Annotated in this window: 18 protein-coding genes; 5 read left to right on the forward strand and 13 right to left on the reverse strand. The window is 71.5% G+C overall.

Features of this window, described 5'->3' with window-relative positions:
• Nucleotides 1–11: 11 nt before the first annotated feature.
• Nucleotides 12–779 (reverse strand): SDR family NAD(P)-dependent oxidoreductase, encoded by a 768-nt coding sequence (locus E4K62_RS12295; RefSeq protein WP_135067836.1) that lies wholly within the window; start codon nt 777–779, stop codon nt 12–14.
• On the reverse strand, nt 776–1,201 hold the full coding sequence (locus E4K62_RS12300; RefSeq protein ID WP_135067838.1) for a nitroreductase/quinone reductase family protein: 426 nt from the start codon (nt 1,199–1,201) through the stop codon (nt 776–778). The genes E4K62_RS12295 and E4K62_RS12300 overlap by 4 nt, the downstream gene beginning before the upstream one ends.
• Before the next feature lie 87 nt (nt 1,202–1,288).
• On the opposite strand from E4K62_RS12300, the gene E4K62_RS12305 reads away from it, so the two are divergent.
• Entirely contained in the window at nt 1,289–1,831 is a 543-nt protein-coding gene (locus E4K62_RS12305; protein ID WP_135067840.1) for a TetR/AcrR family transcriptional regulator, read from the forward strand.
• A gap of 102 nt (nt 1,832–1,933) precedes the next feature.
• On the opposite strand, the gene E4K62_RS12310 is transcribed toward E4K62_RS12305, so the two are convergent.
• From E4K62_RS12310 to rsmI, 3 genes are read right to left on the reverse strand one after another with little or no spacing between them, the layout of a single operon-like run.
• Complete coding sequence (locus tag E4K62_RS12310; RefSeq protein WP_135067842.1) at nt 1,934–2,836, reverse strand: TatD family hydrolase; 903 nt, start codon at nt 2,834–2,836, stop codon at nt 1,934–1,936.
• 8 nt (nt 2,837–2,844) lie between these two features.
• Nucleotides 2,845–4,422 carry a methionine--tRNA ligase gene (metG, locus tag E4K62_RS12315; RefSeq protein ID WP_135067844.1) on the reverse strand — a complete coding sequence of 526 codons (1,578 nt, stop codon included), beginning with the start codon at nt 4,420–4,422 and terminating at the stop codon, nt 2,845–2,847.
• A 51-nt stretch (nt 4,423–4,473) separates the two neighbouring features.
• Nucleotides 4,474–5,292: a 16S rRNA (cytidine(1402)-2'-O)-methyltransferase gene (rsmI, locus tag E4K62_RS12320; protein WP_135067846.1), complete on the reverse strand. Its 819-nt coding sequence runs from the start codon at nt 5,290–5,292 to the stop codon at nt 4,474–4,476.
• Between the two features lie 22 nt (nt 5,293–5,314).
• Here rsmI and E4K62_RS12325 point away from each other — a divergent pair, with 22 nt between their 5' ends.
• On the forward strand, nt 5,315–6,907 hold the full coding sequence (locus E4K62_RS12325; RefSeq protein WP_240742685.1) for a dolichyl-phosphate-mannose--protein mannosyltransferase: 1,593 nt from the start codon (nt 5,315–5,317) through the stop codon (nt 6,905–6,907).
• Here E4K62_RS12325 and E4K62_RS12330 read toward each other — a convergent pair.
• Nucleotides 6,904–8,733, reverse strand: a complete 1,830-nt coding sequence (locus E4K62_RS12330) for a thioredoxin domain-containing protein (protein WP_135067848.1) — start codon at nt 8,731–8,733, stop codon at nt 6,904–6,906. The two genes, E4K62_RS12325 and E4K62_RS12330, sit on opposite strands and share 4 nt — an antisense overlap.
• 1 nt (nt 8,734) lies before the next feature.
• On the reverse strand, nt 8,735–9,571 hold the full coding sequence (locus E4K62_RS12335) for an aldo/keto reductase (protein WP_135067850.1): 837 nt from the start codon (nt 9,569–9,571) through the stop codon (nt 8,735–8,737).
• Nucleotides 9,572–9,700: 129 nt separating this feature from the next.
• Between E4K62_RS12335 and hrpA the strand changes: the two genes are divergently transcribed.
• Nucleotides 9,701–13,660, forward strand: coding sequence for an ATP-dependent RNA helicase HrpA (hrpA, locus tag E4K62_RS12340; RefSeq protein ID WP_167747784.1), 3,960 nt, complete (start codon nt 9,701–9,703; stop codon nt 13,658–13,660).
• A gap of 24 nt (nt 13,661–13,684) precedes the next feature.
• A complete protein-coding gene (locus tag E4K62_RS12345) occupies nt 13,685–14,626 on the forward strand; it encodes an NADP-dependent oxidoreductase (protein WP_135067854.1) in 942 nt (313 codons plus the stop codon).
• A 6-nt stretch (nt 14,627–14,632) separates the two neighbouring features.
• Here the strand turns inward: E4K62_RS12345 and mmsB are convergent, their stop codons facing one another.
• The 5 genes from mmsB to E4K62_RS12370 form a co-directional block, all read right to left on the reverse strand.
• Complete coding sequence (gene mmsB, locus E4K62_RS12350) at nt 14,633–15,865, reverse strand: multiple monosaccharide ABC transporter permease (RefSeq protein WP_135067856.1); 1,233 nt, start codon at nt 15,863–15,865, stop codon at nt 14,633–14,635.
• A gap of 22 nt (nt 15,866–15,887) precedes the next feature.
• A complete protein-coding gene (gene mmsA, locus E4K62_RS12355; RefSeq protein WP_135067858.1) occupies nt 15,888–17,414 on the reverse strand; it encodes a multiple monosaccharide ABC transporter ATP-binding protein in 1,527 nt (508 codons plus the stop codon).
• Nucleotides 17,415–17,502: 88 nt separating this feature from the next.
• Nucleotides 17,503–18,624: a multiple monosaccharide ABC transporter substrate-binding protein gene (gene chvE / locus E4K62_RS12360; RefSeq protein ID WP_135067860.1), complete on the reverse strand. Its 1,122-nt coding sequence runs from the start codon at nt 18,622–18,624 to the stop codon at nt 17,503–17,505.
• Nucleotides 18,625–18,667: 43 nt separating this feature from the next.
• Entirely contained in the window at nt 18,668–19,399 is a 732-nt protein-coding gene (locus E4K62_RS12365) for an L-ribulose-5-phosphate 4-epimerase (protein WP_135067863.1), read from the reverse strand.
• Between the two features lie 117 nt (nt 19,400–19,516).
• The gene (locus E4K62_RS12370) at nt 19,517–20,536 is read right to left on the reverse strand and encodes a LacI family DNA-binding transcriptional regulator (protein WP_135067865.1); all 1,020 of its coding nucleotides are present in this window, start codon (nt 20,534–20,536) and stop codon (nt 19,517–19,519) included.
• Between the two features lie 114 nt (nt 20,537–20,650).
• On the opposite strand from E4K62_RS12370, the gene E4K62_RS12375 reads away from it, so the two are divergent.
• A complete protein-coding gene (locus E4K62_RS12375) occupies nt 20,651–21,208 on the forward strand; it encodes a hypothetical protein (RefSeq protein ID WP_135067867.1) in 558 nt (185 codons plus the stop codon).
• On the opposite strand, the gene E4K62_RS12380 is transcribed toward E4K62_RS12375, so the two are convergent.
• A complete protein-coding gene (locus E4K62_RS12380) occupies nt 21,195–22,520 on the reverse strand; it encodes a M20/M25/M40 family metallo-hydrolase (RefSeq protein WP_135067869.1) in 1,326 nt (441 codons plus the stop codon). The two genes, E4K62_RS12375 and E4K62_RS12380, sit on opposite strands and share 14 nt — an antisense overlap.
• Nucleotides 22,521–22,543: the final 23 nt, after the last annotated feature.

The following is a 22,543-nucleotide window of genomic DNA, read 5'->3' on the forward strand; positions in this document are numbered from 1 at the left end:
ACGGCCGGATGCTAGAGCAGGGTCCCGCCGGAGACCTCGATGCGTTCGGCCGTCATCCAGCGCAGCTCGCTGGCGGCGAGGGCCGCGATGGCATCGGCGATCTCATCGGGCCGGCCCACGCGACCGAGCGCGGTGTGGGCCGCCAGGCTGCTGCGCAGTTCGGGGTCGTCCCGCATGGCGCCGCCGTTGAAGTCGGTGGCCGTCGGGCCGGGGGCGATGCTGTTGATGCGGATGCCGCGGGGTCCGAGCTCCACGGCCAGGCTCCGGGTGAGAGCCTCCACCGCCGTCTTCGACGCCGCGTAGAGCGAGGTTCCGGGGCTGACGTGGCGGGTGAGGGAGGTGGATACGTTGATGATGCGACCGCCCTCGCCGATGTGGGGTGCCAGTGCCTGGATGAGGAAGAACGTGCCGCGCAGGTTCGTTCCGATGACGGCGTCGAAATCCGCCACGGTGGCGTCTTCGAGTCGGCCGAACAGCCCGATCCCGGCGTTGTTCACCAGCACGTCGATGCCGGAACGCCCCCACCGTTCGTCGATATCGCGCCGCAGCGAGGCCGTGAAATCGGCGAAGGAAGCGACATCCGCCAGGTCGAGACGCGCAGCGATGGCCTCGCCGCTCTCGGCGCGGATGTCCTCCACGGCGCCGGATGCCTCGTCGGCATCGCCCCGGTAGGTGAGGACCACGGCGAGCCCCCGCTGAGCGAGGGCGCGGGCGGTTGCTCGGCCGAGGCCCCGGTTGCCCCCGGTGACGACGGCGATTCGAGGGAGGTTCTCGGTCATTCGGAGTCGCCTTCCGGGAACTCCACGCTGACGAGCGGACTCCCTTGCATCCATTCGTCGAGCGATGCGACCGGCTGCGGGATGCCGGCCGGGTTCCAGGGCTGGTTGAGGTCGGCGATGATCGCGGTGAACACGGCCTCCCGTCGGGCGGGATCGAGCACCGGAGTGCCCACTGCCGGCAGATCAGCCCGCACCCCGTTCTTGAGATGGAACACGAAGGCGGGGTTCGCCACGATGTTCGCGTACCAGCTGCGGCGCGCCGGCGTGGTGGAGAGGTAGATGCGCCCGCCGACCCGGTAGAACCACACCTCGATGCGCCGCGGCCTGCCGGTGCGCGCGCCGGTCGTGGTGATGTCGATCGTGCGCTCGCGAGCGCCTGAAGCCGGGGTGATCGCCAGGGCCCGTTCGATTCGAGGTTCCATCCTGCTCCTAAGTAAGTATCGCTTTACTTATACACTAGACGCGGGATGGGGTCGCGGCAAGCGGCGGCACGGAAGGAAGGAGTGGTCATGGGGCAGCGGGACGCGAGCGCGACTCGCGCGCGGATCCTCTCGGCCGCGGTGGCGGAGTTCGCAGCCCATGGCTACTCGGGCGGCAGGGTCGAGCGCATCGCGAAGGAAGCCGAGAGCAATGTGCGCATGATCTACGCGTACTTCGGCAACAAGAGCGGGCTCTTCGACGCGGCGCTGTCGGACGCGATCGTGCGGATGGCGGAGGAGGTGCCCCCTCAGCCGTCCGATCTGCCGGGGTGGGTGGGCGACCTCTTCGATTTCCATCAGCGTCGCCCCGAGGTGCTGCGCATCTGCCTCTGGGCTCAGCTCGAGAGGCCTGACGCCGCCTCAGAGCCGCTCGAGACCTACCTCGCGAAGGTCGAGTCCGTGCAGCCGCAGGCGCCGACGGCCATCGGCGCGGTGAATCTCCTCGTCATCATCTACGCCGTCGCGCAGGCCTGGCAGCTCGCGCCGATCGGCCTCCTGGCGGCCGACGCGCACGCCGACACCGACACGAGGCGCGCCGCCGCGGTCGAAGCGGTCACCCGCATCCTCGCCTGACCCCGCCCCCGGTCCGCGAGACTGCAGCCCACCGGCGAGACCGCGACATAATGCCGCGGTCTCGCCGGTGGCGTGCAGTCTCGCGGACGGAGGGAGCCCGGATCAGTCGAACGAGCCGTAGACCGCGGTGGTGGTCGCGGCCAGCTGCGCGCAGAACTCGTCGAGGTCGACGCCCATCTCGGCTGCCATGAAGCGCACCGTGACCGGGATCAGGTACGGGGCGTTGGGGCGCCCGCGCAGCGGCGTGGGCGTGAGGAACGGAGCATCCGTCTCCACCAGGATGCGATCGCGCGGCGTCACCGCGAGGGCGTCACGCAGGTTCTGTGCATTCTTGAACGTCACGTTGCCGGCGAAGGAGAGGTAGTACCCGCGCTCGGCGGCGATGCGCGCCATCGCCTCGTCGCCGGAGAAGCAGTGGAACACCGTGCGCTCCGGCGCACCCACGCGCTCCAGCGTCTCCAGCACCGCGTCGTGGGCGTCGCGATCGTGGATCTGCATCGCGATCCCGTGCTTCTTCGCCAGCGCGATGTGCGCCTCGAACGAGCGGAACTGCGCCGGGAGCCCCGCCTCGTCGGTGCGGAAGAAGTCCAGCCCCGTCTCGCCGATCGCCCGGACGCGCGGCTGCGCGGCCAGCTCGTCGATGACGGCGATCGCCGCGTCCAGCTCCCCCGCCTCCGCATATGCCGGCGCCTCGTTCGGGTGGATCGCGACGGCGGCGAGCACACGGGGGTGGGATGCGGCGGCCCACGCCGACCACCGCGACGACGCCACATCGCCCCCTGCCTGCACGACCCCGTGCACGCCGACGGCGACGGCGCGCTCGAGCTGTTCGTCCAGGGAGAGCCCGGCCTCGCCGTCTTCGATCTCGAGGTGCGCGTGGTTGTCGTACACCGCGACCGGGAGTGCGTCGGGGGGCTCGGGGTAGCTCACCTCGCGCGTCCCCTTCTCGCGCTGGCGGACGTACTGCGAGGGGTCGGCGGGCAGAGGCGGGCGGGACGCGGACATCGGCGGGGTCAGGCGGTCTGCTCGACGCGCGGGAACAGCGGCGCCAGGCCGTTGACCGACGTGCCCGGGCGCAGGACGCCCCATCCGCCGGCCTCGCGCAGCGGCTGGTCCTGGAGACGTCCAAGCGTCTCGGCCGCGCCGAGGGCGATCCACAGCTTCTCCGTCGCCTCCGGCATCACCGGCGACAGCAGCACCGCGAGGGCGCGCAGGCCCTCCGCCGCGGTGTAGAGCACCGTACCCAGGCGCGTGCGCTGTGCGTCGTCCTTCGCGAGGGCCCACGGCTCGTTCTCGGTGATGTAGCCGTTCAGCTCCGTCACGATCGTCCAGATGGCGTGGATGGCCTCGTCGATGCGGAACCGCTCCATCGCCGCGTCCGCGGCGGCCGCGGCATCGGCCACGACGGCCTGGATGCGGCGGTCGGCCTCGGTGTACTCCCCCGGCGGCGGGACGATGCCCTCGTAGTACCGCTCGATCATCGCCACGGTGCGCGAGGCGAGGTTGCCGAAGCCGTTGGCGAGCTCGGCCTGGTAGCGGGCGGAGAGGTCCTCCCACGAGAACGATCCGTCCTGCCCGAACGCGATGGCCGAGAGGAAGTAGAACCGGTAGGCGTCGGAGCCGAACACGTCGGTGATCTCGGTGGGCGCGATGCCGGTGAGCTTGGACTTCGACATCTTCTCGCCCCCCACGAGCAGCCAGCCGTGCGCGAAGACGCCGCGCGGCACCTCCAGGCCCGCCGCCATCAGCATCGCGGGCCAGATCACGGCGTGGAAGCGCAGGATGTCCTTGCCCACGACGTGGTACGCCGGCCAGCGCCGGGCGAACTGCTCCGGATCGGTGCCGTAGCCCACCGCGGTGGCGTAGTTCAGCAGCGCGTCGACCCACACGTAGATGACGTGCGAATCGTCCCACGGCACCCGGATGCCCCAGTCGAACGTCGAGCGCGAGATCGAGAGGTCCTTCAGGCCGTTCTTGACGAAGGAGATCACTTCGTTGCGCGCCGAGTCCGGGCGCAGGAAGTCGGGCTCGTTCTTGTACAGCTCGAGCAGCTTGTCCTGGAACTCGCTGAGCTTGAAGAAGTAGTTCTTCTCCTGCAGCAGCTCCAGCGGCTTGGAGTGGATCACGCAGACCTTCAGGCCCTCGAAGGCTCCCGTGCCGTCGACGATCTCCGACTCCGGCTTGAACTCCTCGCAACCGACGCAGTACAGCGCCTCGTACTCCCCGGCGTAGATGTACCCGGCGTCGTAGAGCGTCTGGAAGAACACCTGCACGTTGCGCTCGTGGCGCTCCTGGGTGGTGCGGATGAAGTCGTCGTTGGCGACGTCGAGGGTCTCCAGCAGCGGGAACCACGACTCGCTCACGAGCTTGTCGACCCACTGCTGCGGCGTCACGCCGTTCGCGGCGGCCGCGCGCAGCATCTTCTGGCCGTGCTCGTCGGTGCCGGTGAGCATCCACGTGTCGTCGCCGCTCTGCCGGTGCCAGCGCGCGAGGGTGTCCACGGCCACGGTCGTGTATCCGTGGCCGATGTGGGGCACGTCGCTCGGGTAGTAGATCGGCGTCGTGATGTAGAAGGATCGGCCGGTGCTCACCTGAGGATTCTACGGGGGCCGGTGCGCGCGATCGGCCGTGTGACGCCGGCGCTACGTGCGGGAGGTCAGCGCGGCCTGGTACAGCTCGCGGGAGGAGTGGCCGGTGTGGGCGGCGACTTCGGATGCGGCATCCTTCAGCCGCGCGCCGGCGCTCTTGAGCTCGAGCACCTGCGCGACGGCGTCGGGGAACGACGTCTCCCTCGGCGCGGCGCCGCCGACCACGAGTGCGATCTCGCCGCGCACGCCGCCCCGTGCCCATTCGGCGAGCTCGCCGAGGGGCCCGCGGACGACCTCTTCGTGCAGCTTCGTCAGCTCGCGGCACACCGCGGCGGGGCGATCCGCGCCGAACGCGGCCGCGAGGTCGTCGAGCGTGGCGGCCAGGCGCGAGGGCGCCTCGAAGAACACCAGCGTGCGCGGCTCGGAGGCGAGCGCGGCCAGTGCGGCGCGCCGCTCGCCGGGTTTGCGCGGCGGGAAGCCTTCGAAGGCGAATCGGTCGGTGGGAAGGCCCGACACGGCGAGGGCCATCAGCACGGCGCTCGGGCCGGGGAGGGCGGTCACGGTGACCCCGGCACGGGCCGCCGCCGACACCAGGCCGTACCCGGGGTCGCTCACGGTCGGCATGCCGGCGTCGCTGAGGACGAGCACGTCGCGGTCGCGCGCGAGGGCGACGAGGTCGTCGGCGCGCTCCTTCTCGTTGTGGTCGTGCAGCGCGATCAGGCGCGGCCGGTTCTCCACTCCGAGGGCGGCGAGCAGCCGCTGGGTCGTGCGGGTGTCCTCCGCGGCGATCACCTCGACGGAGGACAGCGCCTCGATGAGGCGCCGGGACGCATCGCCGAGATTGCCGATCGGCGTCGCACCCAGGATGATCACGGCCCCAGCTTAGGCTGGGCGCGTGACGTCGACCGCCGAGCATCCGCCGCCCGCAGCGGTCTCGACGCGGCTGGAGCGGTGGCGCGCCCGGGTGCACGCCGACCCCGCCCGATCGCGGCTGTACGCGTGGCTCGCGCCGCTGCTCGTGACGCTCCTGGCCGGCGTGCTTCGGTTCGCAGGGCTGGGGCATCCGGAGTCGATCGTCTTCGACGAGACGTATTACGTGAAGGACTCCTGGAGCCAGTGGGTGCTCGGCTATCCGGCGACCTGGCCCGCGGACGCGGACGCGAGGTTCGTCGCCGGCGAGACCGACATCTTCACCGCCACCGGCAGCTACGTCGTGCACCCGCCGCTGGGCCGCATCCTCATCGGCGCGGGCATGGCACTGTTCGGCCCGGACTCCTCCACCGGATGGCGCTTCTCGGTGGCGGTCCTGGGCACCGCGAGCGTGCTCGTGCTGTACCTCCTCGCCCACAGCCTGACCCGGTCGCGCCTGTTCGCGACGGTCGCCGCGTTCCTCCTCGCCATCGACGGGGTCGCGATCGTGATGAGCCGCATCGCGCTGCTGGACGGCATCCTGACCTTCTTCGTCCTCCTGGCGTTCTGGTTCACGGCGCTGGATCGCCGGGGATCGCTCGCGCGCCTGGCTGCGCTGACCGCCGCGCGCGCCGGAGACCCGCCGGCCGTGAGGTGGGGGCCGGTCCTGTGGGCCCGCCCGTGGCTGGTCGCGGCCGGTGCGGCGGCGGGGGCGGCCACGGCGGTGAAGTGGTCGGGGCTGTACGTTCTGGCCGCCATCGGCCTGTACGCGGTGGTGACCGACGCGCTCGCCCGCCGCCGCGCCGGCATCCGGATGTGGCCTGCCGACGCGGCGCTGCGGCAGGGGCCGGCATCGTTCCTGCTCCTGGTCCCCATCGCCGCGGTCGTGTACGTGGCGTCGTGGACCGGCTGGCTCGCCAGCGACGGCGGCTACTCGCGGCACGCCGTGGACGCCGCTCCTGCGACCGGGGTGTGGGCATGGGTGCCGCTGGCACTGCAGAACCTGTGGGCCTACCACCAGTCCATCTACGCATTCCACGTCGGGCTCACCACCCCGCACGGGTACGCGAGCCCCGCGTGGCAGTGGCCCCTGCTGGTGCGGCCGACCTCGATGCACTGGCAGCAGGATGCCGCCGGCACCGCCGGCTGCGCACTGCCGGCGGGATGCACCGAGTCCATCTCGAGCCTGCCCAACCCCGTCGCCTGGTGGGCGGGCGTGGCCGCGGTCGTCTTCCTCGCCGTGCGCTTCGTTGTGGCGCGGGACTGGCGCTACGCGTTCGTCCTGACCGGCCTGGCCGCCACCTACGGACCGTGGCTGCTGTACCCCGACCGCACGATCTTCCAGTTCTACACGGTCGTGATGGTGCCCTTCCTCCTGTTCGCACTGACCTTCGCGCTGCGGGAGATCGCCGGACCGCCCACGGCTCCCCTGCCCCGTCGGCTCAGCGGGCAGCGCGTGGTCGTGGTCTTCCTCGTCGTGGTGACGCTCGTCTCGGCCTTCTGGTATCCGGTGTGGACGGGTCTGCCGGTGCCCTACCAGTTCTGGCAGCTGCACAACTGGATGATCACGTGGATCTAGCCGAGGTCCTCCGGATCGCTCACGGGGAGCCGGCACGCGAACCCGCGGCAGTCGTACGCGGTGGCGCGACCCTCCAGCGCGGTCTTCCCCTCGAACAGCGACAGCCCCGCCGCCGCGAGGGACTCGGCCTGCTCGGGCGAGATCAGCGCGAGGATGTCGACGCGGACGCGACGGGCGCGCTGCGCCAGCGGTGACCCCGGGTCGCCGACCACGACGAGCTGGTGAGGCGCCTCGGCCAGCCCGGCGGCGACTTCCAGCAGCGCGCCGTGCGCGACGGGGGCCGCGAGGGCGGCGGGGGCGGCGGCCTGGACGAGCGTGAGGGCGACGGAGCGGTAGCGCTCGCCGGCGCCGGCCTGCCACAGCGCGAGCGCCGCGGCGGCGAGCGCCGACGGCCCCGAGGGAGCGGCACCGTCGCTCGGAACGCCGGCGGCCTGCACCCCCTGCGCCACGAGCACCGGATCCCCGCCGCCGGGGACGACGATCGTGCCGTCCTCACCCACGCACGCGTCGACGAGTTCGCGGGCGCGCACGGCGTACGCCGGCTCTCCCGTCGCCAGCGCGAGGGACAGCAGGCCGCGCGCGAGGCCGCCGTAGTCTTCAAGGGTGGCCGGGGCGGAGGAGACGATCTCATCCAGCGACGCACGGCGCAGCATCCCGTCGGGGCCGACGTTGGTCTCCAGCACCGCGTCCGCCGCCCACCGCGCGGCCTCCAGGAGCCGCTCGTCGCCGAGCACCGTGCCGGCGCGGGCCAGTGCGGCGATCGCGTGCCCGTTCCACCCGGTGACGATCTTGCCGTCCAGCGCCGGGGGCTGCAGCCCTGCGCGACCCTGGGCATCGCGGGCGTAGTAGCCCCCCTCGCTGCGGGCGCCGTCGATGATCGACTCGGAGTCCTGTGCGGCGGCGATCCCGCCGCTGGGCTGCTGCAGGACCTCGACGAGGAACCGCGCCGCGTCACGTGCGATGTCCTCCTCCCCCGCATCCAGGGCCGCATCGATGAGCCCGGCGTTGTCGGTGAGCATGCGCTCGTAGTGCGGCACCGTCCAGTCGCGGCGGGTCGCGTAGCGGAAGAAGCCGCCGTCCACGGGGTCGTGCAGCTCGGAGGCGGCCATCGCCCGCAGCGCCCGGCGCGCCACGTCCGCCGACTCCGGAGCGGCCTCGGCGAGCGCCTCGCACGCGAGGAAGCGCAGCACCGGGACGTTGGGGAACTTCGGCGTCTCCATCCCCAGGCCCGCGGCGAATCCGCCGAACTCGCGATCCTCGGCGGCGACGAGCCCGCGTGCGGCGGCGGCGAGCTCCGCCAGCGACGGCGGCGCGTCGGCGCCGGGCGTCGCGGCCTCGGCGATCGCCTGGCGCAGGGCCTCGCCGGTGCGCTCGACCTCGCCGCGCCGCTGCGTCCACGCCTCGCGCACCGCGGCGAGCACGTCACGGAAGGCCGGCATCCCCCCGCGCGCCTCGTCCGGCCAGTACGTCCCCGCGTAGAACACCGCGCCGCCGGGAGTGGTGAACACCGTCAGCGGCCAGCCGAGGTTGCGCGTGAACGCCGACGCGGCGTCGAGGTACGCGGCATCCACGTCGGGATGCTCCTCACGGTCGACCTTGATCGCCACGAATCCGTCGTTGATGATCGCGGCGGTCGCGTCGTCGGCGAAGGACTCCCGCGCCATGACGTGGCACCAGTGGCACGTGGAGTACCCGATCGACACGAGCACCGGCACGTCGCGGCGCTGCGCCTCGGCGAACGCCTCCGGGCCCCACGGGTACCACGCGACCGGGTTGGTCGCGTGGAGCCGCAGGTAGGGGCTGGAGGCGTTCGCGAGGCGGTTCAGCTCAGTTCACCTCATCCGGGTGCGACGCGACGCGGCCCGACCCGTCCTGCGGGTCGATGGAGTCGATCGCGGCCATCTCTGCGTCGCTGAGCTCGAAGTCGAAGATGTCGAAGTTCTCCTCCAGGCGCTCGCGGCGCACCGACTTGGGGAAGACGATGAACCCGCGCTGGATGTGCCAGCGCAGCACCGCCTGGGCGGGCGTCTTGCCGTGCGCGGCGGCGGCCTCGGCGACGGCGCGGATGCCGAACAGGTCGTACTTGCCCTGCCCGAGCGGCCCCCACGACTCGATGTGCATGTCGTGCGCCGCGCCCCACTCGACGATGTCGCTGCGCGAGTAGGCCGGGTGCAGCTCGATCTGGTCGACGACGGGGGTGACGCCGGTGGCCTCGACGATGCGGTCCAGGTGGGGCACGAGGAAGTTCGAGACGCCGATGGAGCGCGTGTGCCCCGCATCCCGGATCTCGATCATCTTCTCCCACGCGTGGAGGTAGTTGTCCTTCGCCGGGGTGGGCCAGTGGATGAGGTAGAGGTCCACCTGCTCCAGGCCGAGCTTCTCCAGGCTCTCGGCGATGGCCGCGTGCGGCTCTTCGCCGTCGTGGCGGTCGTTCCAGAGCTTCGTGGTGATGAACAGCTCGTCGCGCGGGATCCCGCTGGCGGCGATCGCCGCGCCCACGCCCTTCTCGTTGCCGTAGATCGCGGCGGTGTCGATGTGGCGGTATCCCACCTCGAGTGCTTCGGTGACCGCCCGCTCGGTGTCATCCGGCGGAACCAGGAAGACACCGTAGCCGAGCTGGGGGATGCTGTTGCCGTCGTTGAGCGCAACCATGGGAATCGTCATGCCCTCAGCCTAGGAGCCGCGCCCGCCGCCGCGAGCGGGGGTTGACGTCACCCCCGCAGGCGAGGCATCACATTCCGACTGAGACACCGGGCGACGCATGGCGTCTCAGCCGGAATGTGGTGTCTCGGGATGCGGCGGGCAGGGCGGGGCGGCGGCGGGATACGATCGAAGGCTGTGTCCTCGCCCGAACCCGTGATCGCGTACCCGCCGGAGCTGCCCGTCAGCGCCGCCCGGGAGGAGATCGCGCGCGCCATTCGGGACCACCAGGTCGTGATCGTGGCCGGTGCGACCGGCTCGGGCAAGACGACGCAGCTGCCGAAGATCTGCCTCGAGCTCGGCCGCACGCACATCGCGCACACGCAGCCGCGCCGGATCGCCGCGCGCACGATCGCCGAGCGGATCGCCGAGGAGATGCAGGTGCCGCTGGGCACCACGGTGGGTTACAAGGTGCGCTTCACCGACAACGTCTCCGCCGACACGCGCGTCGCGCTCGTGACCGACGGGATCCTGCTCAACGAGATCCACCGCGACCGGCTGCTGCGCCGCTACGACACGATCATCATCGACGAGGCCCACGAGCGCTCGCTCAACATCGACTTCCTCCTCGGCTACCTCCGCCGCATCCTGCCCGAGCGGCCCGACCTCAAGGTTCTCGTGACGTCGGCGACGATCGACCCGCAGAGCTTCGCGACGCACTTCGCGGATGCGGCAGGCGCTCCGGCGCCCATCGTGGAGGTGTCCGGCCGCACCTACCCCGTCGACATCCGCTACCGCCCGCTCGTGCCGGAGGGCGCGGCCGAGGACGACGCGGACGAGGTGGGCGGCATCGTCACGGCGCTGCGCGAGCTCGACCGCGAGCCGCCCGGCGACGTGCTGGTGTTCCTCCCCGGCGAGGCGGACATCCGCGACGCCGCCGACGCCGTGCGCGGCGCGTACGCCAAGGACGCCGCGCCCACCGAGGTGCTCCCCCTGTACGGACGCCTGTCCGCCGCCGAGCAGCACCGCGTGTTCGAGCCGTCCCGCGTGGCGGGTGTGCGGCGGCGGGTGATCCTGGCCACCAACGTCGCCGAGACGAGCCTGACCGTCCCCGGCATCCGGTACGTCGTCGACACCGGCACGGCGCGGATCTCGCGGTACAGCGCCCGCTCGAAGATCCAGCGTCTGCCGATCGAGGCGGTCTCGCAGGCCTCCGCGCAGCAGCGCTCGGGTCGCGCCGGCCGCACCGCCCCGGGCGTGGCGATCCGCCTGTACTCGGAGGAGGACTTCACCCGGCGGCCGGAGTACACCGAGCCGGAGATCCTGCGCACGTCGCTCGCGTCGGTTCTGCTGCAGATGCTTGCGCTCGGTTTCGGCGACATCGCAGCCTTCCCCTTCCTCACGAAGCCCGATTCCCGCGGGGTGAAGGCCGCGAGCGATCTGCTGACCGAGCTCGGCGCCATCACCGTGGGCCGCAGCGGCGAGAGCCCGCGACTGACGAGAATCGGCCGCGAGATCGCACGCCTGCCGATAGACCCCCGCTTCGCCCGGATGCTGCTGGAAGCCCGCGACAACGGCACCCTCGGCGAGGTGCTGCCCATCGTCGCGGGATTGTCGATCCAGGACGTGCGCGAACGGCCGGAGGAGCGCCGGGAGGAGGCCGACCGCCTGCACGCGCGGTTCACCGACCCCACGAGCGACTTCCTCACCCTGCTGAACCTGTGGAACCACCTGCAGGAGAAGCAGGCCGAGCTCGGCTCCAGCGCCTTCCGGCGCCTGTGCCGCAGCGAATTCCTCAACTACGTCCGCGTGCGCGAGTGGGTGGACGTGCACCGGCAGCTGCGCAGCGTGCTCGGGGGGCCGCGCTCCTCGCGCGAGGCCGGGCCGGACGGGCACGAGGCCGGGGACGCCATCCACCGGGCGATCCTCGCCGGGCTGCTGTCGCAGATCGGCATCCTCGACGCGCGCACCGCGAACCCGCCGAAAGACCGCCGCACGCCGAAGTCGCCCGGCGACGGCCGCCCGAGCAAGGGCGAGTACATCGGAGCGCGGGGCGCGCGCTTCGCGATCTTCCCCGGCTCGGGCCTGCGGAAGAAGCGGCCGCACGCGGTGATGGCCGCCGAACTCGTGGAGACCTCGCGTCTGTTCGCCCGCACCGTGGCCGCGATCGATCCCGCGTGGGCTGAGGACCTCGCCGGCGACCTCGCCAAGCGGTCGCTCAGCGACCCGCACTGGTCCAAGAGCGCCGGCGCCGCCTCGGCCTACGAGAAGATCACGCTGTTCGGCGTGGAGATCGTGCCGCGCCGGCGCGTGCAGCTGGCCCGCTTCGACCGGCCGCTCGCGCGCGAGATGTTCCTGCGCCACGCGCTCGTCGAGGGCGAGTGGGATGCGGCGGCCCTGGACAAGCGGCTCACGGCGTTCCTGCGCCGCAACGCCGAGCAGCGCCGGCGGCTGGAGAAGATCGAGGAGCGCGAGCGCCGCCGCGACATCCTCGTCGGCGACGAAGCGGTGTTCGCGTTCTACGACGCCCGCGTCCCCGCCGACGTCTTCGACGTGCGCTCGTTCGAGCGGTGGTGGCGCGACGCCGCCGCACGGACCCCGCACCTGCTCGATCTCACGGAGGCCGACCTCACCGGCGACGCCGCGCGCGCCGACGACCGCGGCTTCCCCTCCCGGTGGCGCCAGGGCGATCAGACCCTGTCGCTGTCGTACCGCTTCGAGCCTGGCGCCCCCGACGACGGCCTCACGGTGCTCGTGCCGCTGGCACTCCTGGCCCAGCTGCGGCCGGACGGATTCGACTGGCAGGTGCCCGGGCTGCGCGACCAGCTCGTGACGGCGCTGCTGCGCGCCCTGCCCAAGGCGATCCGCCGCAACGTCGTGCCCGCCGCCGATTGGGCCGAGAGGTTCTCGGCCGAGCTGGTCGGCCGCGGGCCCGAGGACACCGACGGGCTCCCCGCGATGAGCCTGGTGGAAGCCCTCGCCACGCAGGTGCAGCGGGTCGCGAACCAGCCGGTGCGCGCGACCGACTTCGACCTCGAACGCGTGCCCAGCCACCTGCTGCCCACCTTCCGCGCCGTCGACGCGCGCGGACGCACCGCCGGCACCGACCGCGACCTCGCCGCCCTCCAGGCGCGCCTGGCCGACCGCGCCCGCTCCAGCGTCGCCGCGACGATCGAGCGGAGCTCGGCGCGGGTCGCGGCGGCGACCGCGCCGGGGTCTGCGGCCGCCTTCCCCGCACGCACCGGTGTGACGGACTGGGACTTCGGTGACCTCCCCGACGTCGTGGACACCCGGGTGGCCGGAGGCGTCGTGCGCGGCTACCCCGCCGTCGTCGACGAGGGCGCGAGCGTGTCGCTGCGGTTGGAGGCGACACCCGCGGATGCGGCGCGCCTCACCCGCGCGGGCGTGCGACGCCTGCTCCTCCTGGCCGTCGCCTCCCCCGCCCCCTATGTGCTGGAGCACCTCACCTCGACGGAGAAGCTCGCCCTCGCCGCATCCCCGTATCCGAACGCGAAGGCGCTCATCGAGGACGCCCGGGGAGCTGTGGCCGATGCGGTGCTCGAGCGCGAGGCGGGCGTCCGCACGCGCGCGGCCTTCGAGGCGGTGCGGGATCGCCTGTCGGCCGTCGTGGTGGACGACACCTTCGCCGCGGTGTCGCTCGCGGCCCGTGTGCTCACGGCGGCCCGGGAGGTGGACCGCGCGCTGAAGGGGCAGACCTCGATGGCGCTCCTGGGCGCGCTCGGCGACGTGCGGGCGCAGCTGGGCGGATTGGTCTTCCCCGGTTTCGTCTCCGCGATCGGCCTCGCGCGCCTCGCCCACGTACCGCGGTACCTCGCCGGGGCGCTGGAGCGGCTGCAGAGTCTCCCCGACAACCCGGGACGCGACCGCCAGCGGCAGAACGAGTACGAACGCGCCGCCGCGGCCTACACCGAAGCCGGCGGGACGATCCCGCCCGCCCCCGGCGCCCCCGCGGGCCTCGTGCATGCGCGGTGGCTGCTGGAAGAGCTGCGCGTGAGCCTGTTCGCGCAGCGCCTGGGCACCGCCGAGGCGGTCTCCCCGCAGCGGATCGCGAAGGCCCTGCGCGAGGCGGGGACCCCGGCCGCGCGCGGGTAGGCTCGGCGGCGGAAAGGGGACGCCATGCCGCACGCCGTCGTGTACACCGAGTTCGGAGCACCGGAGGTGCTGCGGATGGTCGAGATCCCCTCGGGCCGGCCGGGCCCCGGCCAGCTGCGGATCCGCGTCGAAGCCGCCGGGGTCAACCCCGTCGACGCGAAGCTGCGCTCGGGTCGCCGTGCGAGCCCGCCCATCCACGAGCCGCGCCGGACCGGGGCGGACGGCGCGGGCGTCGTGGTCGAGGTCGGCCCCGAGGTCGACGGTTTCCGCCCCGGCCTGCCGGTGGCCGTCTTCGACACCCTCGGCACGTATGCCGACGAGATCATCGTGCCCGCCCCATCCGTCGTCCCCCGCCCGCCCTCGGTGAGTGCGGCGCAGGCGGCGGCGCTCGGGGTCCCCGCCGGGACCGCCTATCAGTCGCTGCGGTCGCTGCGGGTGGGCCCCGGCGACACCCTCCTCGTCCACGGCGGATCCGGCGCGGTGGGCCGCGCCGCCGTGCAGTACGCCGTGCTGTGGGGCGCGCGCGTGATCGCGACCTCCTCGGACCGGCGCGCGCCGGGCGTACGGGAGCTGGGCGCGACGACGGTGCCCTACGGCGAGGGGCTCACCGACCGCGTGCGGGATGCGGCGCCGGAGGGGATCACGGCGGCGCTGGACTGCGTCGGCACCGACGAGGCCGTGCAGACCCCGCTGGAGCTCGTCGCCGACCGCTCGCGCATCGTGACGCTCGTCCGCGGGGCCGACGCCGACGAGCTCGGGATCCGGGCGTTCCGCGGCGGCAGCCCGCGTCCGCTGACCGCCCAGGAGGCCGCGTGGCGGCGCGAGGCGATCCCCGTGACGCTCGGCCTCGTGGCCGCCGGCGCGTTCTCGGTCGAGCTCGGCCCCGCCCTGCCGCTGTCCGATGCCCCCGACGCCCAGCGCATGGTCGCCGAGGGCACCGACGGGAAGATCGTCCTGCTGCCCTGACCGGGCTCAGTTGCCGGAGCGGCGCTTGTTGTAGACGTCGAAGGCGACGGCCAGCAGCAGCACGAGACCCTTCACGGCCTGCTGCCAGTCGATGCCGATGCCCAGGATCGACATGCCGTTGTTGAGCACGCCGATGATGAGGCCACCGATGATCGCGCCGCCGATCGTGCCGACGCCGCCCTGCACCGCGGCCCCGCCGATGAACGCGGCAGAGATGGCCTCGAGCTCGAACCCGTCGCCGGCCTTCGGGCCGGCGAGGTTGAGTCGCGCGGTGAAGATGAGGCCGGCCAGCGCCGCGAGGAAGCCCATGTTGACGAACAGCCAGAAGTCCACGCGCCGCGTCTTGATGCCCGACAGCTCGGCCGCGTGCCGGTTGCCGCCCATGGCGTAGATGTGACGGCCGAACACCGTGCGGTTCATGACGATCCCATAGATCATCACGAGAGCGGCCAGCACGATGAGGGTCACGGGGATGCCCTTGTACGACGCGAGTGAGTAGGTGAAGAACGCGATGGCCGCGGCCACGAGCACGAGCTTGCCGATGACCCATACGAGGGGCTCGACCTCCTGGCCGTACTTGGCGCGGCCCGCGCGCGTACGCAGCTGCTGGACGACGAGGGCCACGATGGCCACCGCCCCGATGGCGAGGGTGAAGAGGTCTGGTTCGGTCTCGCCGAACAACCCCGACAGGAATCCGTTCCCCAGTGCCCGGTACTCGGTCGGGAACGACCCGATGTTGGCGTTGCCCAGGACGACGAGGGCGAGACCCCGGAAGATCAGCATGCCGGCGAGGGTCACGATGAACGCGGGTATCCCGACGTAGGCGATCCAGAACCCCTGCCACGCACCCACGAGGGCGCCGATGAGGAGGGACAGCAGGATGGCCAGCCACCACGGCATCCCCATCTTCACCGCGAACACGCCCGACAGCGCGCCGACGAAGGCCGCGACCGATCCCACCGACAGGTCGATGTGACCGGCGATGATGACCATCACCATGCCGATGGCCAGCACGAGGATGTAGCCGTTCTGGACCACCAGGTTGGAGATGTTCTGCGGCCGCAGGAGGATGCCGTCGGTCAGGATCGCGAACAGCGCCACGACCGCGATGAGCGCGATGAAGATGCCGTTGCGGCCGAGGTCGGTGAGCAGGTGCGTGAACCACCGTGTGAACCGGTTCTCGGGCGGGTTGATGTTCGCGCCGACGGCCTCGGTGGGGGTGCTGTTGGTGAGTGTCATTTCGCTTCTCCCGGAACGCCCGTCAGCGGGGGTTCTCCATGGTCATGAGCTTGAGGACGGATTCGGGCGTGGCCTCGTCGATGGGCAGCTCGCCGGTGATCCGCCCCTCCGACAGCGCGTACACGCGGTCGGAGATGCCGAGCAGTTCGGGCAGCTCGGAGGAGATCACGATGATGCCTTTGCCCTCGGCCGCCAGCCGGTTGATGATCGTGTAGATCTCGTACTTCGCGCCCACGTCGATACCGCGCGTGGGTTCGTCCAGGATCAGCACGTCGGGGTCGGAGTAGATCCACTTCGACAGCACGACCTTCTGCTGGTTGCCGCCGGAGAGCTTGCCGGTTCTGGCCAGGACGCTGGGCGCCTTGATGTTCAGGTCGCGCCGGTACTCGTTCGCGACGCGGAACTCCTCGTTGTCGTTGACGAGCCCGCCTTTCTCGAGCTTGCGCAGCGATGCCATCGAGATGTTGCGCTTGATGTCTTCGATGAGGTTCAGGCCGTAGGTCTTGCGGTCCTCGGTGGCGTACGCGAGACCGTGGTCGATGGCCTCGGACACCGTGCGGGTCTTGATCTCCTTGCCGCGCATGAACACCCGGCCGGAGATGCGCGTGCCGTAGCTGCGGCCGAACAGGCTCATCGCGAACTCGGTGCGGCCGGCACCCATGAGCCCGGCGATCCCGACGATCTCCCCCGCCCGGACGGTGAGGGACACCTTGTCGACGATCACGCGGGACGGGTCCTGCGGATGGTGGGCCGTCCAGTCCTCCACGCGCAGCAGCTCCTCGCCGATCTGCGGTTCGTGGTCGGGATAGCGGTGCTCGAGGTCGCGGCCCACCATGTCCTTGATGATGCGGTCCTCGGTCACCTCGGCCTTGGCGATCGTCTCGATCGACTTGCCGTCGCGGATGACGGTGACACTGTCGGCGACGCGTTTGATCTCGTTGAGCTTGTGGCTGATGATGATCGAGGTCACGCCCTCCTCCTTGAGCTGGAGGATGAGCTCCAGCAGGTGGGCGGAGTCCTCGTCGTTCAAGGCGGCGGTCGGCTCGTCGAGGATGAGGAGCTTGACGTCCTTGGACAGCGCCTTGGCGATCTCCACGAGCTGCTGCTTGCCGACGCCGATCTGGCTGATCTTGGTCGTGGGGTTGTCGCGCAGCCCCACGCGCTTGAGCAGCTTCGCCGCTTCGAAGTTGGTCTTGTTCCAGTCGATGAGCCCGGCGTTGGTGCGCTCGTTGCCCAGGAAGATGTTCTCGGCGATGGAGAGGTAGGGGCTCAGCGCCAGCTCCTGGTGGATGATGACGATCCCCTTGGCCTCACTGTCGCGGAGGCTGCGGAACTGCACCTCCTCGCCCGCGAACACGATCTCGCCGTCGTAGGTGCCGTGCGGGTACACGCCCGACAGCACCTTCATGAGCGTGGACTTGCCCGCGCCGTTCTCACCGCAGATCGCATGGATCTCCCCCGACCGCACGGCGAGCGTGACGTTCGACAAGGCCTTCACTCCCGGGAAGGTCTTGGTGATGCCGCGCATCTCCAGGATGTTCTCTGACACGTCTCCGACTTCCTCGTGGATGGGCTGTGTGAGCCGTGGCGATGGACGGGGACCGGAGCCCCCGTCCATCGCCGGAGCGGATCGGACCTTACAGGCCGAGCTCCTCGGCGGTCCAGTAGCCGGTGTCCACCAGCGACTGCTCGACGTTGTCGGCGACGACCGGGACCGGCGACAGGAGGTAGGACGGCACGACCTTCACGCCGTTCTCGTACGTCTCGGTGTCGTTGACCTCGGGCTCTTCGTCTTCGAGGACGGCGACCGCCATGTCGGCGGCGACCTTCGCGAGCTCGCGGGTGTCCTTGAAGATCGTCGCGTACTGCTCACCCGAGAGGATCGCCTTGACCGAGTCGACCTCGGCGTCCTGACCGGAGATGACGGGCCATTCCTCGCCGACGGTGTAGCCGGCGTCGGTGAGGGCGGAGATGATGCCGCGCGAGATGCCGTCGTACGGGGAGAGCACCGCGTCGACCTGCGTGCCGTCGGAGTAGTTGGCGGTGAGGATGTCCTCCATGCGGCTCTGGGCCGTCTCGCCGTCCCAGCGCAGCGTTGCCGCCTGCTCGATGTCGGTCTGGCCCGACTGCACCACGAGGGTGCCGTCGTCGATGAGCGGCTCCAGCACGCTCATGGCGCCGTCCCAGAAGAAGGTCGCGTTGTTGTCGTCGAGCGATCCGGCGAACAGCTCGATGTTGAAAGGCCCGGCCGGCGCGTCGGCGGCGGGTTCGCCTTCCAGGTCGGACAGGCCGAGGCCTGCGAGCACCGACCACGCCTGCTGCTGTCCGACGAGGAAGTTGTCGAACGAGGCGTAGTAGTCGACGTTCTCCGAGTCGCGGATGAGGCGGTCGTAGGCGATGACGGGGATGTCGGCGTCGGCCGCGTTCTGCAGCACCTCCGAGAGCGTCGTGCCGTCGATCGAGGCGACGATGAGCGCCTCGGCACCCTTCGTGATCATGTTCTCGATCTGCGAGACCTGGGTGGGGATGTCGTCCTCGGCGTACTGCAGGTCGACCGTGAATCCCTGCTCCTCGAGCGTCTCCTTGACGGCGTTGCCGTCCTGGATCCACCGCTCGGAGCTCTTGGTGGGCATCGCGACGCCGATGAGGCCGCCGTCACCGCCGCCGCTGTCGCCGCTGCCGCTGCCCCCGCCGCTGCAGGCCGAGAGCATGAGCGCGCCGGCGGCGATCGTTGCGAGAAGAACCTTCTTCGCCTTCACTGGGTGTCCTTTCATGGGACGTCTTCGTCGTGGTGTGGAGTATTCAGTTGTGCGACTGCTGGCCGTAGACGTTCTGGTAACGGTCGAAGAGCCGGTCGATCGCCTCGGGCGGGAGAGGGAGGAGCTCCCCGCCCTGCCGGGCGTGGTGGACGGTGCGGGCGACGTCTTCGAGCATCACGGCCGCTTTGACGGCATCGCGCGCACTGGAGCCGATCGTGAACGGCCCGTGATTCTGCATGAGGACCGCGCGCGAGCGGTGACCGCGCAGGGTCTCGACGATTCCGCGGCCGATCGAGTCGTCGCCGATGATCGCGAAGGGGCCGACCGGGATCGGCCCGCCGAACTCATCCGCCATAGCGGTGATCACGCACGGGATCTCCTCACCGCGCGCGGCCCATGCCGTGGCGAAGGTGGAGTGCGTGTGCACGACGCCGCCGACCTCCGGCATGTTGCGGTACACGTAGGCGTGCGCGGCGGTGTCGCTCGACGGTGACCGGTCACTGCCGGGCGTTCCGGGGATCACCGCGCCGTCCAGATCGCACAGGATCATGTTCTCGGGGGCGAGGTCGTCGTACGACACCCCCGACGGCTTGATCACGAAGAGCTCGGCACCGGGCACGCGGGCGGACACGTTGCCCCCGGTCCACACGACCAGGCCGTAGCGGACGAGCTCACCGTGCAGCGCTGCGACCTCGGCGCGTGCGCGTGCGACCGCCACTTCGGTGCGCGCGCTCACGACGTACGCATCCTGGCCATCGGAGTGGGTCGTGGGCATTCCGTCGGACTCCTTCGTCAACCGTCGAACGGCCATGTGACCGTTCACATCGAGAAACTATAGCCATACCTGCGGGGGGCGGGGCCAGAACCGTCGGTCTCATTCCGGTAACGGCGGTCAGAGCGCGACGGCACGCCCGGTGGAGGCGCGCACGATCAGTTCCGGCTCGATCGCTGCGCTCACCGGCTCCGCGGACGGATCCGCCGTGCCCAGCAGGAGGTCGACGCAGCGACGCCCCAGTTCGCCGAAATCCTGCCGGACGGTCGTGAGGGGCGGCGCGAAATGGGCGGCCTCGGGGATGTCGTCGAACCCCACGATGCTGATGTCGCCGGGAACGTCGAGCCCCTCATCCCGCACGGCGTGCAGCAACCCCAGCGCCATCTGGTCGTTGGAGGAGAAGATCGCCGTGAAATCGCGCACGCGCAGCAGCTCGCGGCCGGCGTAGTAGCCGAAATCCGCGGTCCAGTCCCCGAGGATCGGCGCCGTGGTGGGAAGGTCCTGCGCGGACATCTCCTCGAGGAAACCGCGCATGCGGGCCTCGGCCTCCACCCAGTCCTGCGGGCCAGCGAGATGGTAGATCTCACGGTGGCCGAGCTCGATCAGGTGCCGTGTGGCCAGGCGTGCACCGGCGATCTGATCCACCGAGAGGGTGTGCCCGGGATCCAGCACCGTGGACTGCAGCGTCACGTACGGCACGTCCAGCTGCTGGGCGGCGATCGCCCGGATGACCCGCACCTGCGGCGCGATGACGACGAGCCCCTCGATGGACTGGGCCGTCAGGTGGCGCAGACCCTGCGCGATGGAGTCCGGCTGACGCGCATCGATGTTGGCGGTGCTGACCCAGTACCCCCGCGCCCGCGCCGCCGCCTCGATGGCGGCGATGCTGGAGGCCGGACCGTACTGCGTGCTGGAGGCGGAGAGGATCCCGATCGTCTGCGACCGCGAGGTCACCAGCGCCCGGGCGGCGCGGTTGGGGCTGTACTGCAGCCGCGTCATCACCTCGAGCACCCGCGCGCGGGTCTCCGGGCGGATGCTGGGGTGGTTGTTCAGGACGCGCGAGACGGTCTGGTGCGACACGTCGGCCAGGCGCGCGACGTCGCGGATGCTCGGGCGGCGCCCGTTCGCGTCCTCGCTCACACCGCCCCCTCGGCACCGATCCCGGCGACTCGAGGTGGCCGGATGTGACAGTCACACGAGTCGATCGTTCGGAGGGATTCTGTCACACGCTTGTCACATGCCTACACTGTGCGCGTGTCCGACTTCGCGCGCCACCTCCCGCTGAGTCAGCGCGGTCACGGCGACGACACGTCCGTGTCGGGCGACCGGCGCGGCGCGCTCGCCGACGTCGTGGACCGCGCCGCCGATCTCATCGCCGATCTGACGGCCGACGCCGCGGACACCGCTCCGGCCCTCGCCGAGTCGTTCCTGGCCGTCGCGCGCCTGCGGGCGGAGGCCGCCCCGGGCGCGGCGCCGGAGCGCCTGCGGGCGGCCGCGCAGCAGGTGCGCGCCGGTCGCCGGCGCAGCATCCGTGAACTGGCCGCCGGGGTCGAGGCGCTCCTGCGGCTCGCGCGGGATCTGTCCGCCGAGCCCGGAGTGGACCCGTACACGGCAGGCGCGGCGGCGCTGTATGCGTCGGCTGCCGCTCCCGCCGATCGGCGCGCCGCGGTGCGCGGGCACACCGTGCGAGCCACGGACGCCGCATGGAGCTTCGGCTCCGGCCCGGCGCTGGAGGCTCCCGCCGCGCACATCGCGGCGTTCCTCCTGGGAGTCTCGGACGAACCGCCGCGGCGGCCGGCTACCGGGCGATGATGAGCTCGCGGTAGAACCCGATCCCCCGCAGCCACACCTCGACGCCGATGCGCTCGTCCGCGGCGTGCAGGGCGTCGCGTTCGGCGCGCGAGAGCCGGAACGGGGTGAAGCGGTACACCGTGTCGGTGAGCGCGGTGAACCAGCGGCTGTCGCTGGCTCCCAGCTGGACGTAGGGCAGCGGGACCACCTCGTCGCCGAGGGTCGCCGTGACCGTGCGGGCGAGCCGTCGCCACGCCTCACCGCGCCACGGCGACACGGGTGAGGGTTCGGACCCGTCCTCCACCTCGATCTCCACAAGAGGATCGCCGATCGCACGACGCAGGTGCCGCTCCGCCGCTTCCAGGCTGTCGCCGGTCACCAGGCGCACGTTCACCCACGCCCGCGCCGTGGTGGCCAGGACGTTGCGTCCCGTCGCGCCGGTGAGCTCGGTCGCGACGGCGGTCGTGCGCACGAGCGCGTTGGTCTCGGGTCCGAGCGCCGCGAGCACGCGCGTGAGCACGGGCGCGAGCACGCCGGCGGAGGCGAACACGCTCCGCAGCGGCTGGGCGACATGGGGTGCCGCGGTGGCCAGCAGTGCGCGCACCGGCGGTGCCAGGCGCACGGGGAACGGGCGGCGGCGGATGCGGTCGACCGCGCGGGCCAGGCGAGCGGTGGCCGGCATGCGCGGTGGGGTGGAGGCGTGGCCGCCGGCTTCGCGCGCGGTGAGGACGAAGGTCGCGATGCCGCGCTCGGCGACCCCGATCATGGCTGCCGGTGCCGACAGCCCGGGGAGCACGCCCGTGACGACCGCCCCGCCCTCATCCAGCACGAGCCCGGGCCGCACGCCGCGTTCGCGCAGCAGCGCCGCGAGGGCCTGTGCGCCCGTACCGCGCGTCTCCTCGTCGTGACCGAAGGCGAGGTACACGTCACGGGGCGGCGTCACCCCCTCCTGCAGCAGCGCCTCGACCGCCTCCAGGATCGCCACCAGCGCGCCCTTGTCATCGATCGCGCCGCGCGCGTGGATGGATGCGTCCTCCCCCTCGCCGACGATGTCGGCGTCGAAGGGGGCATGGCCCCACTCCCCCGGCACCACCGGCACGACGTCCTGATGCGCCATCAGCACGAGCGGCTCCTCCGACGCCGACCCCGGCCAGCGGTACAGCAGGGCGCCGTCGCCGACGATCTCCCGCTCGAGCCGCGCGTGCGTACGGGGGTACAGGCGCTCCAGCGCCGCGCGGAAGCTCGCGAACGCGTCGGGATCGATCCGCGTGGCGTCGGCGTAGGAGACGGTGGGGATGCGCAGCAACTCGCGGAAGCGGTCGGTCGGGGTCACGCGACGAGCCTAGAACCGTCGGT

The organism is Microbacterium wangchenii, from assembly GCF_004564355.1.
In the GTDB taxonomy this organism is placed as follows: domain Bacteria; phylum Actinomycetota; class Actinomycetes; order Actinomycetales; family Microbacteriaceae; genus Microbacterium; species Microbacterium wangchenii.

What these genes read in the sequence shown, in the direction of transcription:
- E4K62_RS12295 (WP_135067836.1), bottom strand. Translation starts at nt 779, where the DNA reads ATGACCGAGAACCTCCCTCGAATCGCCGTCGTCACCGGGGGCAACCGG.
- E4K62_RS12300 (WP_135067838.1), bottom strand. Translation starts at nt 1,201, where the DNA reads ATGGAACCTCGAATCGAACGGGCCCTGGCGATCACCCCGGCTTCAGGC.
- E4K62_RS12305 (WP_135067840.1), top strand. Translation starts at nt 1,289, where the DNA reads ATGGGGCAGCGGGACGCGAGCGCGACTCGCGCGCGGATCCTCTCGGCC.
- E4K62_RS12310 (WP_135067842.1), bottom strand. Translation starts at nt 2,836, where the DNA reads ATGTCCGCGTCCCGCCCGCCTCTGCCCGCCGACCCCTCGCAGTACGTC.
- E4K62_RS12335 (WP_135067850.1), bottom strand. Translation starts at nt 9,571, where the DNA reads ATGACGATTCCCATGGTTGCGCTCAACGACGGCAACAGCATCCCCCAG.
- hrpA (WP_167747784.1), top strand. Translation starts at nt 9,701, where the DNA reads ATGCGGCGGGCAGGGCGGGGCGGCGGCGGGATACGATCGAAGGCTGTG.
- E4K62_RS12345 (WP_135067854.1), top strand. Translation starts at nt 13,685, where the DNA reads ATGCCGCACGCCGTCGTGTACACCGAGTTCGGAGCACCGGAGGTGCTG.
- mmsB (WP_135067856.1), bottom strand. Translation starts at nt 15,865, where the DNA reads ATGACACTCACCAACAGCACCCCCACCGAGGCCGTCGGCGCGAACATC.
- E4K62_RS12365 (WP_135067863.1), bottom strand. Translation starts at nt 19,399, where the DNA reads ATGCCCACGACCCACTCCGATGGCCAGGATGCGTACGTCGTGAGCGCG.